This is a genomic window from Amycolatopsis sp. cmx-4-61, from assembly GCF_046548775.1.
GTDB lineage: Bacteria > Actinomycetota > Actinomycetes > Mycobacteriales > Pseudonocardiaceae > Amycolatopsis.
In genome coordinates this window covers 193,454-204,979 of sequence record NZ_JAEBEI010000001.1, presented here as the reverse complement: position 1 = coordinate 204,979, position 11,526 = coordinate 193,454, and the positions used below count along the sequence as shown (strand labels likewise).

Annotated in this window: 13 protein-coding genes and 3 tRNA genes; 12 read left to right on the top strand and 4 right to left on the bottom strand. The window is 71.0% G+C overall.

All coding sequences use genetic code 11. The features are described 5' to 3' along the window. The first annotated feature begins 195 nt into the window (after positions 1-195). The 8 genes from ACLJOU_RS01060 to ACLJOU_RS01025 all read left to right on the top strand — a co-directional run bounded on the left by ACLJOU_RS01060 (position 196) and on the right by ACLJOU_RS01025 (position 3,716). Entirely contained in the window at positions 196-450 is a 255-nt protein-coding gene (locus ACLJOU_RS01060; RefSeq protein WP_086838175.1) for a hypothetical protein, read from the top strand. 151 nt (positions 451-601) lie between these two features. Further along, entirely contained in the window at positions 602-1,378 is a 777-nt protein-coding gene (locus ACLJOU_RS01055) for an SCO6745 family protein (RefSeq protein ID WP_410562100.1), read from the top strand. Positions 1,379-1,495: 117 nt separating this feature from the next. Beyond that, positions 1,496-1,568, top strand: a tRNA-Glu gene (locus ACLJOU_RS01050). A gap of 21 nt (positions 1,569-1,589) precedes the next feature. Continuing rightward, positions 1,590-1,663, top strand: a tRNA-Asp gene (locus ACLJOU_RS01045). A gap of 31 nt (positions 1,664-1,694) precedes the next feature. Beyond that, positions 1,695-1,768: transfer RNA gene (locus ACLJOU_RS01040), tRNA-Phe, on the top strand. A gap of 84 nt (positions 1,769-1,852) precedes the next feature. Then, positions 1,853-2,422 (top strand): class I SAM-dependent methyltransferase, encoded by a 570-nt coding sequence (locus ACLJOU_RS01035; RefSeq protein ID WP_410562098.1) that lies wholly within the window; start codon positions 1,853-1,855, stop codon positions 2,420-2,422. A gap of 117 nt (positions 2,423-2,539) precedes the next feature. After that, positions 2,540-2,890, top strand: coding sequence for a YciI family protein (locus ACLJOU_RS01030; RefSeq protein WP_410562095.1), 351 nt, complete (start codon positions 2,540-2,542; stop codon positions 2,888-2,890). A 34-nt stretch (positions 2,891-2,924) separates the two neighbouring features. Beyond that, positions 2,925-3,716, top strand: a complete 792-nt coding sequence (locus ACLJOU_RS01025; RefSeq protein WP_410562092.1) for an arylamine N-acetyltransferase family protein — start codon at positions 2,925-2,927, stop codon at positions 3,714-3,716. Here the strand turns inward: ACLJOU_RS01025 and ACLJOU_RS01020 are convergent. Both ACLJOU_RS01020 and ACLJOU_RS01015 read right to left on the bottom strand, forming a co-directional pair. Further along, complete coding sequence (locus ACLJOU_RS01020) at positions 3,710-6,031, bottom strand: EAL domain-containing protein (RefSeq protein ID WP_410562089.1); 2,322 nt, start codon at positions 6,029-6,031, stop codon at positions 3,710-3,712. The two genes, ACLJOU_RS01025 and ACLJOU_RS01020, sit on opposite strands and share 7 nt — an antisense overlap. Positions 6,032-6,097: 66 nt before the next feature. Further along, complete coding sequence (locus ACLJOU_RS01015) at positions 6,098-6,826, bottom strand: rhomboid-like protein (protein ID WP_410562086.1); 729 nt, start codon at positions 6,824-6,826, stop codon at positions 6,098-6,100. Positions 6,827-6,995: 169 nt separating this feature from the next. Between ACLJOU_RS01015 and ACLJOU_RS01010 the strand changes: the two genes are divergently transcribed. Further along, positions 6,996-7,541 (top strand): hypothetical protein, encoded by a 546-nt coding sequence (locus ACLJOU_RS01010; RefSeq protein ID WP_410562083.1) that lies wholly within the window; start codon positions 6,996-6,998, stop codon positions 7,539-7,541. Here ACLJOU_RS01010 and ACLJOU_RS01005 read toward each other — a convergent pair whose 3' ends face one another. Further along, on the bottom strand, positions 7,542-7,988 hold the full coding sequence (locus ACLJOU_RS01005) for a pyridoxamine 5'-phosphate oxidase family protein (RefSeq protein ID WP_410562081.1): 447 nt from the start codon (positions 7,986-7,988) through the stop codon (positions 7,542-7,544). 87 nt (positions 7,989-8,075) lie between these two features. Between ACLJOU_RS01005 and ACLJOU_RS01000 the strand changes: the two genes are divergently transcribed. After that, positions 8,076-8,615: a TetR/AcrR family transcriptional regulator gene (locus ACLJOU_RS01000; protein WP_410562079.1), complete on the top strand. Its 540-nt coding sequence runs from the start codon at positions 8,076-8,078 to the stop codon at positions 8,613-8,615. Here ACLJOU_RS01000 and ACLJOU_RS00995 read toward each other — a convergent pair. Beyond that, positions 8,602-9,933, bottom strand: a complete 1,332-nt coding sequence (locus ACLJOU_RS00995) for a nucleobase:cation symporter-2 family protein (protein WP_410562076.1) — start codon at positions 9,931-9,933, stop codon at positions 8,602-8,604. The genes ACLJOU_RS01000 and ACLJOU_RS00995 overlap by 14 nt on opposite strands. 129 nt (positions 9,934-10,062) lie before the next feature. Between ACLJOU_RS00995 and ACLJOU_RS00990 the strand changes: the two genes are divergently transcribed. Next, the gene (locus ACLJOU_RS00990) at positions 10,063-11,202 is read left to right on the top strand and encodes a 5-methyltetrahydropteroyltriglutamate--homocysteine S-methyltransferase (protein WP_410562074.1); all 1,140 of its coding nucleotides are present in this window, start codon (positions 10,063-10,065) and stop codon (positions 11,200-11,202) included. Continuing rightward, a complete protein-coding gene (locus tag ACLJOU_RS00985) occupies positions 11,202-11,519 on the top strand; it encodes an NIPSNAP family protein (RefSeq protein WP_410562071.1) in 318 nt (105 codons plus the stop codon). The genes ACLJOU_RS00990 and ACLJOU_RS00985 overlap by 1 nt, the downstream gene beginning before the upstream one ends. Positions 11,520-11,526: the final 7 nt, after the last annotated feature.

Sequence of the window (11,526 nt, the reverse complement as noted above, 5' to 3'; positions counted from 1 at the left end):
GAGCGGGAAATTTCCCCGTGTGGTGTCACTTTGCCGTGGGGGTGACGTTCGTTCGGGTGGGGTTCTTCTCCGTGGTTGCCGATTGCGCTGCGTTGAGCGGAGCGTGGCCTCAGGTTCACTCTCCGGGGGGCTGTGTGTGGTGGCCGGTGCTGGTTAGCCTCGCGGCCAAGTTGTTGTGAGCCGTGTGGAGGAGCTATGAGCGGGTCTGTTGAAGTGCGGCAGTTCCTCCTTCGGTACGAAGGTGCCGATGGGGGGAGTGCACCGTTCGCCGGGGCGTTGCCGGCGCAGCGGAGCGGGGCGGCGGATGCGCAGCGGGTGTCGGATGATCAGGTCCGGCGGGCTCGGCTGGCGGTGGCGAATGGTGCGCTGGGGGTCGAGGACTGTGTTCAGTTGCTGGAGATGCTGGGGCTGAACCTGGATGAGGACGGGCAGGCGCCGGTTCAGCGTTGAGCGGGCGGGCCCGGTGGGGTTCCACTGGGCCCGGCTCGTGATATTTCCGCAGGTTGTGCCGGGTTCCCGGCAATAGTTGGCAGTCGGTTGCCGTCGCCTTGACGCCTGTTTCGTAACAGTGTTACGGTTGCGGTGCCGAAAGGGGACCGACATGACGACGATCGAGGGTGCGGCCGGCCTGGCCCACCGGATCCGGCCGGTGGTGCAGGTGCTGGGCGGGAAGTTCATGACGTCGCCGGAGCTGGCCGCGGTCGAGGCCGAGGTGGGGCTGCCGCCGCGTTCGCTGTACGTGCGGGGGCGGTCGGCGGTGCTCGGGGACGTCCCGCCGAAGGTGGCCGCGGAGCTGTTCGGCATCTTCCCGCACTGGCTGTTCGAGTTCGTCCTGCCGCCGGCGACGGCGGCCCTCGACGCGCCGGCCGCGGTCCGTGCCTACGCCGAGTCATCGGCGCGGTGGTCGCGCGTCAGTCTTTCGGCCGTACCGGAGCCCGGCCGCTTGGCGGAGCTGCTGTTCCGCGTGGTGGACGCCGCGGACGCCAGCGGGCTGGCGCTGTTCGCGGGGTGGAAGAACGCCGAACGCCCGTCGGTGGACGTCGAACGCCTCGGATTCGCACTGATGGTCTTCCGCGAACTGCGCGGCGGACTCCACTTCGCGGCCCTGCGCGCGGTGGGCCTGCCGGTGCCGGAGGCGGTGATCGCGGACCCGGAGGGCGGCCGCGCGCGCCTGCTGCGCACGGCGTGGCCCGAGGACGCGGCCGACGAGCTGATCGCGGCGGCGGAGCGCAAGCCGGACCTGCGCGACCGGTGGCGGCGCGCCGAGGCGCTGACCGACGAGCGGATCGGCGAACTGCTGGCGTCGGCGCTGACGGAACCGGAGCAAGCCGAGCTCGATCGCCGTCTGGCGGATCTGGCGGAGTTTGCGCAGGTCTGAGCTTTGCCGGGGGCTTAAGGAACCCCCTGTGCAAAGCGGTGGCGGCGTGCCCTATGCTTGTAATCGCTCCCAGGGGAACCTGAGAGCGCGGTCGGTCGGTCACCCGAAACCGACCGGGCTCCCATCGTTCAGCGGCCTAGGACTCCGCCCTTTCAAGGCGGCAACGCGGGTTCGAATCCCGTTGGGAGTACGCAGTACTGTAGTAAAGCAAGGCCCTGTGGCGCAGTTGGTTAGCGCGTCGCCCTGTCACGGCGAAGGTCGCGGGTTCGAGTCCCGTCAGGGTCGCAAGATCGTTCGGCTCCTTGCCGGCGTTCCCGGCCAGGTAGCTCAGTTGGTACGAGCGTCCGCCTGAAAAGCGGAAGGTCGCCGGTTCGACCCCGGCCCTGGCCACGCACGAAGAAGCCGTCTTGACTCCGGTCGAGGCGGCTTTCTTGTGTGCGCGGAACTGTCGGTGGTCACCGGCACCATGGCTTTGTGACGAACATCTGGGACGCCGAAGCCGTCTCCTTCGACGAGCAGCCCGACCACGGCCTGCGGGACCCCGCCGTGCGGGCCGCCTGGGCGGATCTCCTGCTGCCGCTGCTGCCACCGCCTCCCGCGGCCGTCGTCGATCTCGGGTGTGGGACCGGGAGTCTCGCCGTGCTGCTCGCCGAGGCCGGCCATGTCGTGCACGGCGTGGATTCCTCGCGCGGGATGCTCGCCGTAGCGCAGGGAAAGGGTGCCGGCGTCGACTTCCGGGAAGCGGACGCCGCGGACCCGCCCTGTGAGCCGGGCGCCTACGACGTCGTCCTCGTGCGGCACGTGCTGTGGGCCATGGCCGATCCGGCCGCTGCGGTCGGGGCCTGGGTGCGGTTGCTGAAACCCGGTGGCCAGTTGGTGCTCGTCGAAGGCCGGTGGTTCACCGGCGCCGGGATCCCGGCCGCGGACTGCGAACAGCTCGTCCTGGCACACCGGGAAACCGCGACGGTGACCCGGCTCGACGACCCGGCCCTGTGGGGCGGCCCGATCGAGGACGAGCGGTACGTGCTCGTCAGCCGGAGTTGAGCCGGGCTAGGCCGAACGAGTGAACCGCGGGCGCCCGTGTCCGGTCGAGCGAGCCGGCGCCGACCACCCGGCGAAAGGCCGCCCATCCGGGGCTGCCGCGAACACGGGAGCCGGACCATGCGCTACCTCCTCACCCTCCACATGGACCCCACCCTCTGGGCCACCCTGACCGACGACCAGAAGACCGCCGTCTACGAAGGGCACGGGGACTTCATCAAGCTCGTCACGGAGTCCGGGGAAATGGTCGGGACCAAGGCGCTCGCCGAACCCGCCGAGACCACCGTCGTCCAGGTCCGAAACGGTGTCGCGCAGACGAAAACCGGCGCCTTCGTCGAGTCCGAGGCGTTCCTCTGCGGCTACTACGTCGTCGAGGTGGAGAGCGAAGCCCGGGCCGTCGAGCTGGCCGCGAAGATCCCCGATGCCCAGTACACCGCCGTCGAGGTGCGGAAGGTCGTCCACGAAGGTTGACCTCCAGCAAGGTCGAGGGTCCATCCTGGACCCCATGACCACACCTGGGGAATGGGGGATCGGCGCCGTCGACCTCGACGCCTACCTCGCGCGCGTCGGGCAACCCCGGCGGGCGCCGTCCGAAGCGGCGCTGAAGGAACTCATGCGGGCGCACGCCCGCGCCATCCCGTTCGAGAACGTCGACGTCGTTCTCGGGCAGCACCAAGGGATTTCGCTCGACGTCGTGCACGCCAAGCTCGTCGGACGGCGGCGGGGCGGCTACTGCTACGAACAGAGTGGCCTCTTCGCCGCCGTCCTCGAACAACTCGGCTACACCGTGCACCGGCTTTCCGCGCGCGTGCAGCCGCGGCGGCCCGGGCCCTACACGCACATGACCCTCGTCGTGGACGTCGACGGCGGAAGCTTCCTCGCCGACGTCGGGTTCGGGGCCGGGATCCTCGACCCGATGCCGCTCGTCGACGGCCACGAGACCGACCAGGCCGGCTGGCCGCACCGCGTCACCCGCACCGGCGACTGGTGGACGCTGCAGAAGGGCGACGAGGACATCCTCGAGTTCCGCCTCAACGAAATGCACCCCATCGACTACGAGGTCTACCACCACTACACGTCGACGCACCCGAAGTCGCCGTTCACCGGACGGCTGGTGATCATGACGATCGAGCCCGGCGTCAGCCGCAAGCTCCTCGGCCGCGAACTCACCGTCGAAATGCCCGACGGGAGCCGCGAAACCACCACCGTCGCGCCCGAGGAACTCGAAGCCACCCTCAAGGATCTCGGCGTCGAACTGACCGCGGACGAACTCGAGCGGCTGAAGCAGGTCTACTGACCGAACAGCTCGGCCGCCGGCACCGGACGGCCGAGGTGGTAGCCCTGCGCCTGGTCGCAGCCGAGCCGGCGGAGCAGCTCGACCTGGTCCGCCGACTCGACGCCCTCGGCGATCACCGTCAGGTCCACCGCGTGCGCCATCGCGATGATGCTCGTGACGATCGCCTCCGCGTCCCGGGACTCCGCGATCCCCGTGATGAACGAGCGGTCGATCTTCAGCGTGTCCAGCGTCAGCCGGCGCAGCTGGGCCAGCGACGAATACCCGGTGCCGAAGTCGTCGATCGCCAGCAGCACCCCCAAGGACCGCAGGGCCGCCAGCACTTCCCCGGCCGCCTCCTGGTCACGCATCAACGCGCTCTCGGTGACCTCCAGGCACAGCGCGCTCGCGGGCAGCCCGGTGCTCGCCAGCGCGTCCTGGACCGCGGGGACCAGGTGCGGGTCGTCGAGCTGGCGCGTCGAGAGGTTGACCTTCAGCGTCAGGTCCAGGCCCTGGCGAACGCGACGCCCGGCCAGCTCGCGGGTCGTCGCGCGCAGCATCTCCTTGCCGATCACGTTGATCAGGTCGCTCTCTTCGGCGAGCGGGATGAACTCCGCCGGTGAAATCGCGCCGTGCCGGGGGTGCGTCCACCGCAGCAGCGCCTCCACCGCCACCATCTCGCCGGTCCGCAGGTCGACGACCGGCTGGTAGGCGGGCCAGAGCTGGCCCTCGTGGACGGCGTCGCGCAGGTCCTGCTCCATCCGCAGCCGCCGCTGCATCCGCTCGCGCAGGCCGACGTCGAAGAAGTGGTGGCGCCCGCGGCCGAGCGCTTTCGCCTGGTACATCGCGACATCCGCGTCGCGCAGCAGGTCTTCGGCGCTGCGGCGGTCGTCGCGGCCGACGAGCACGACGCCGATGCTCGCGTCGAGGTGCAGCTGACGGCCCAGCACGCCGATCGGCTCGGCCAGCGCGGCCCGCAGGTGCTCGGCCAGCGCGCGGACCTCGGCCGGGTCGGTGACCTCGGCGGTGACGACGACGAACTCGTCGCCGCCCAGCCGGCCGACCAGGTCCTCCCGCCCGGACCCGCGGCGCAGGCGCTCCCCGACGATCCGCAGCACCTGGTCGCCGACCGAGTGCCCGAGCGAGTCGTTGATGACCTTGAACTTGTCGAGGTCGAGGAACAGCACGGTGACCGCGCCCCGCTCGCGGGCGTCGAGCCGGCCGAGCACCAGGGTCCGGTTCGCCAGCCGGGTCAGGGGATCGTGCGTGGCGTCGTACGCGAGCTGCGCGCTGATCGCGCGGGTCTCGGTGATGTCGGTGAACGACGTGACGACGGCCATCGCCGCCGGGTCGTCCGCGTCGAGCAGGCGCGAGGTCAGCGACACCCAGACGTCGCGGCCGTCCGGCCGGCGCAGGCGGACGACCAGGCCGTTGTGCGTGACACCGGTCCGCCGCGTCTGCACCGACGGCATCTCGTCGGGCGGGATCCACTGCCCGGACTCGGTGAACAGCGTGAGCGTGTGGCACGGGACGCCGATCAGGTCGGCTTCGGCGACGCCGAGGATCCGGCAGGCCGCCGGGTTCGCCGCTTCGATGAGCCCGGTGGCGCCCATCACGAGCACGCCTTCGTCGAGGGACGCGACGACCGTGCGGTAGTTCCGCTCGGCCCGCCGCCGCGCGGTTTCGTCGGCGCAGACGAGCACGTACCCGTCGTGCATCTCGGCGGCCGACACGCGGACCGCCAGGGGAGCGCCGTCGCGCCGCCGGTGCACGGCTTCCGCGACGCCGCCGCCGCGCCGGATGGCCGGCAGGTCGAGCGGCGCGCCGACGAGCTCGCTCGCCCGCCGCCCGACGGCCTCGGCCGCGGTCCAGCCGTACACCGCCTCCGCGGCCGGGTTCCAGCTGGTCACGACCCCTTCGCCGGTGGTCGCGATGAGCGCGTCGCTGACGTGCGACACGAGCGCGGCCTGGTAGCGGAGGGCGTCGGCGGCGGCCTTCTTCGCCGTGATGTCGCGCATGACGACCTGGTACGCAGCCCCGCCGAGCCGCACCAGCACCGTTTCGACGGCGAACTTGCTGCCGTCCAGCCGGGACATCAGCACCTCGACGGGCTCGCCGGCCTGCCCCGGGTTCGTCAGCTCCGCCAGCTTTCCGAGCAGCGCGGCCCGCGCGTCCTCGGCGACGAAGTCGGTGAACCGGCGGCCGACGACCTCGTCGGCCGAACGCGCGGCGAACGCCTCCAGGGCCGCGCGGTTGGCGTAGGTCAGCACGCCGTGCTCGTGCACGCAGATCGCGTCCGGACCCAGCTCGACCAGTTCGGCGAGCGAGTCGGCCTCCATGTGCGTCCCGTCCCCCGTGAAGTCGGCGTGTGGCCCGTCGATTACACCACCGACTCCGGCCCGTGCCTACCCGGCGAAATCCGCGCCCGGCCTGCGGATGCTTTCCCGCAGCCACGGCCCGCAGACCAGCAGCCCGAAGTGCGCGGCGAACGCGTGGCCGAGCAGCGTGACGACCGAGTCGAGGCTCGCCGGGTCGTCGCTCAGCCAGATCGCCGCGATGAACGCCTCCGTCACGGCCAGCGCGGCCAGGCGCGCGCGGGCGGGCAGGAGAAACACCAGCGCGCCGGCGGTGGTGAAGAAGCCGTAGCTGACGCCGATGTCGAGCCAGTGCCCGGCCGAGTTCGGCAGCACGTGGGCGCTGATCAGCGCCATCACCGGCAGTTCGGTGACGAGCGTGGCCACGATGTGGCCGGCGAAGAACACCAGCGCCGTGCGGCGGGCGCCGAACCGGCGCTCCAGCGGCGCGACGGCGACCGCGAAGATCAGGGCGTAGGGCAGCCAGCTTTCGCCGGGCAGCCAGATCGCGCTGCTCAGCAACGAGGTCAGGGGTCGTCGTCCCAGGTTGTGGGCGTCGGTGCTGGACAGCTGGAGCAGCCGGGCCGTCACCGCCGGGTCGGCGAAGACGAGCACCAGCGTCGTGCTCAGCAGGACGACCAGGTAGCCGAAGGTGAACGGCGTGGTCTTCGGGGTGGGGACGTACCGGAGCAACGACCGAGCGCTGCGGCGGCGCGCGACGGCGATCGGCGGGATCGGCCGTTCGGCTCTCAGCAGCATGGACTGAGCTTCGGTCGTCATGCTGGGAGTATCACCAGCGTCGGCTTAGAAAACGCTGTGGATGTCACTCACCGTCAGACTTTGCATTACGTGACGAATTTTTGCCGCCCCTTCACCCGTTCGGGGGCCCTTTACGGTAATAATACGGCCACGATGTCGGCCGAAAGGCCTCTCGGGAAGGTCTGTCGGGGTGAACGACGAGGTATCGGTTGCCGAGCTGCTCGTGCGCGAGGGCTGGGGCGACCGTCCGGGACCGGGCCAGTCACGCTGGCGCGTGGTCGCGGTGATGCTCGCCGTCATCGTGGGCTGCGGCGCCGCCGCGGCGCTGGTCGCCTTCAGCGGCAAGGAACGCCAGGACGCCTCCCCGGTCGATCAGATCCAGGTCATCCCGTTCCCCCAGCGCACCACCGGCCTGGGCGGCGCCGACCAGGCCACGGACTCCCCGCCCGACGGCGGGATCGGCGGCGGCACCGGCGGCGACGTCGTCACGGCGTCGAACGAACACCGCGGCACCGTCACCGAGGTGCCGGGCCGCGCCCCGGCCACCGGGAGCAGCACCCCCGCGACCACGACCCCGACGGCCCCGTCGTCCGGTTCCGTCCCCTCGACGACGGGCAATCCGACGACGACGCCGCCGGGGAACCCGGCACCGCCGTCCGCCGGTCACCCATCGGCCCCGGCCACCACGCGGGCGCCGCCCCGGCCGACGTCGTGCTTCCTGATCATCTGCTGGTGATCAGCCCAGCTGTTCGGTGAGGTCGCTGAAGTCCGAGGTGTTCCAGCGTTCCGGGCGCATCACGATGGCGATGTTGTTCCCGTGGGCTTCGTCGGTCGCGTCGGTGTAGGCCTCGCTCACGCCGGGCGGCAGATAGCGGGCCGCCATTTCGTGCCGCTCCGCCTTGGTCATCGGCCACGACTCCACGACCGGGCCCTCGACCGAGACGTACTTGTAGACACCCTCCTGCTGCTGGACGCACAGCGCGAGCCGGCCGGCCGCCTCGATCAGCCGGGCCTTCCGCGAGCCGGGTGACGTCATCACGACGACGTCGCCGCCCGGCTCGTAGCGGTACCAGATCGGCGTGGTCAGCGGCGCCCGCCCGGGCTCGGCCGCGACGCTGAGCACGCCGACCTGCGGCTGGGCGAGGAAAGCTTCGCGCTCGTCCCTGGTCATCTTGCGGGCCATCTCAGTCTCCCTAAAGCCATTCGATTTGCCTTAACGCTAGCCAGAGGACGGCCGCAAAGGCAAGTGCCTTCGCTTTAGGATGGGCGGATGACCCGACCCGGCGGCCGCAGCGCCCGTGTCCGCGACGCGGTGCACGACGCCGTCGTCGAGCTGCTCGCCGCCGGCGAGATCGACGCGGCGATCCCGAAGATCGCCGAGCGGGCCGGCGTCAACCCGACCAGCATCTACCGGCGCTGGGGCAGCCGGGACGCACTGCTGATCGACGCGGCCGTGACGCGCCTGCGGTCGACGTCCCCGATCCCGGACACCGGTTCGCTGCGGGGTGATCTGCTCGGCTGGGCCGAGGGGGTCGAACGCGCGATGCGCGACCGGTACGGCCAGATCCTCCTTCGCGCGCTCGTCGCCACCTTGCGCCCGGACGAGAAGCCGATCGAATACCTGCGGGCCCGCGGCGAAGACCTGCAGGCAAGCCTCGACAGGGCCGCGGCCCGCGGCGAACCGGTGCCGTCGGTCGACGAGGTGCTCGACTTCGTGCTGGCCCCGCTCTACCTGCGGGTGCTGTTCCGGCGCCCGATCGAGCCGGGCACGGCGGCCCAGCTCGTCGGCCGGTTGCTCAAGGAGCGCTGAGCAGGTCCGGCTCCGCCCGCCGGCCGGCGTGGTTGAACAGCAGGTTCAGCACGAACGCCAGCACCGCCGCCACCGTGATCGAGCTGCCGCAGATCGTCTGCAGCCAGGCCGGGAAGTGCTTGAAGAAGTCCGGCGCGAACGCCGGCAGCAGGCCGACGCCGAGGGCCACCGCGACGACGAACGTGTTGTGGTTCCCGGAGAACTCGACCGTCCGGAGGTTCTGCGCCCCGACGGCGGCGACCATCGCGAACATCACGACCGCGACCCCGCCGACCACCGGCTCCGGGATGGCGGCGATGAACGCGCCGACCTTCGGCACCAGGCCCATCAGCACGAGGATCCCGCCGGTCACCGCGACGACCCAGCGGCTGCGCACGCCGGTCATCCGCACCAGGCCGACGTTCTGCGCGAACGCCGTGTCGGGGAAGGAGTTCATCACGCCGCCGAGCACGGCCGAGACGCCGTCGGTCGCCAGGCCGCGCGCGAGGTCGGCGTCGGTCGGCGGGCGCCCGGTGATCTCGCCGACGGCGATCATGTCCGCCGTCGACTCGGTGAACGTCACCAGCATGACCACGCACATCGACAGGATCGCCGCGACCGGGAACGTCGGCGCGCCGAAGTGGAACGGCGACGCCAGCCCGAACCAGCCGGCCGCGCGCAGGCCGTCCCAGTGCACCAGCCCCATCGGGATCGCCACGACCAGCCCGATGGCCAGCGCGAGCAGCGGCCCGACCTGGCCGGCGAACCCGCGCAGCACCCGGGTGAAGAGCACGAGCAGCGCGAGCACCCCGAACGCCAGCCCGATGTGCGACGGCGCCGCGTAGTCCGGGGCCGTGCTGTCGTGGCCGGCGATCATCGCCGCGCCCGGGCCGAGCAGCGAGACGCCGATGACCAGCAGCAGCGTTCCGGTGACCAGCGGCGGGAAGAACCGGATCAGCTTCGCGAACGGCCGCGCGATGAGCAGCCCGAACACCCCGGACGCGATCATCGCGCCGTAGACCGCGGGCAGGCCGTACTGGGACGCGATCAGGATCATCGGGTTGACGACGGTGAACGTGGCGCCCGCGACCACCGGCAGCCGGATGCCCAGCAGCTTCCCGATCCCGACCGCCTGCACCAGCGTCGCGATGCCCGCGACCAGCAGATCCGCGTTGACGAGCAGCCCGATCGTCGCCGGGTCGAGCTTCAGCGCGCTGCCGACGATCAGCGGCACCGCGACCGAGCCCGCGTACATGATCGCCATGTGCTGGAGGCCGAGCAGGGCGAGCCGCCCGGCGGGCAGGCCCCGGTCGACCGGGTGGACCGCGGATTCCGTCATGAGTGCCCCCGTTCGTCGAACGCGCCGGTGCCACAGCCAACGCGGTAGCGGTGACGGTGGCAAGTCCCGGGCGTGATGATCAGGTTTCGAGGGGCGGCGCGAAGGCCGGGAATGTGTGACCATCGGTGCATGACTTCGGGTGGCATTTCCCAGGTGGGCCCGCCGTTCCGCGCCGATCACGTGGGGAGCCTGCTGCGGCCCCCGGTGCTGCGCGACGCACGGAGGCGGCACGAAAGCGGTGAGATCGGCGCGGAGCAGCTGCGCGCGGTCGAGGACGACGCGATCCGCGACGTGATCAAGATGCAGAAGGCGGCCGGGCTGAGCTCGGCGACCGACGGCGAGTTCCGCCGGGCGTCGTGGCACATGGACTTCATCTACGCGCTCGGCGGCATCTCCCAGAGCGACCAGCGGCTGCACGTCAAGTTCCACAACCTGGCGGGCGACCTCGAGTTCAGCCCGCCGGGCCTGCAGGTCGACGGCAAGGTGCGGCTCGAGGAGCCGATCTTCGCCGACCACTTCCGGTTCCTGCAGTCCCATGTGGACCCGGGCGTGACGCCGAAGCTGACCATCCCGTCGCCGAGCATGGTCTACTACCGCGGCGGCCGGGCGGCGGTCAGCGAGAGCGTCTACCCGGACCTCGAGGAGTTCTTCGCCGACCTCAGCGCCGCCTACCGGCAGCAGGTCAGCGCGGTGCACGGGCTCGGCTGCCGGTACCTGCAGCTCGACGACACGAGCCTCGCCTACCTCAACGACCCGGCGCAGCGGGAGCTCGTCGCACGGATGGGCGGCGACCCGGACACCCAGCACCTGCGCAACATCGCGACGATGAACGCGGCACTCGAGGGCCGTCCCGAGGACCTCGCGGTGACGACCCACCTGTGCCGCGGCAACTTCCGGTCCTCCTGGGCCGCCGAGGGCAGCTACGAGTTCGTCGCCGAGGCGCTCTTCGGCGAGCTCGCCGTCGACGGGTTCTTCCTGGAGTACGACGACGAACGCTCCGGCGGGTTCGAACCGCTGCGGTTCGTGCCGAAGGACAAGAAGGTCGTCCTCGGCCTGGTCACCACCAAGCGGCCGGAGCTGGAGGACCCGGACGTCCTGGTGCGGCGGATCGAAGAGGCTTCGCGCTATGTCGACATCGACCGCCTCTGCCTGTCCCCGCAGTGCGGGTTCTCCTCGACCGAGGAGGGCAACGACCTGACCCCCGACGACCAGCTGCGCAAACTGGAACTGATCGTCGCGACGGCCGACCGAGTCTGGGGCGGCCACTGATGATCACCTGCGTCGTCGACTACGTCATCGACCCGGCGAAGCTGCCCGACTTCGAACGTTTCGCCGCCGCGTGGATGCGCCTGGTACAGCGCGAAGGAGGCATCCACCACGGCTATTTCCTGCCGGCGGAGGGGGCGAGCGACGAAGCACGGGCCCTGTTCAGCTTCGAGAGCCTGGCCGCGTACGAGCGCTACCGGACGCTGTTCGGCGTCGACCCGGACTTCATCGAGGCCGACAAGATCCGCGACGAGAGCGGGTGCGTGGTGCGGTACCGGCGCACGTTCATGCGCCCGCTGCTGCCGGACGACGAACTCTGACGGGGCT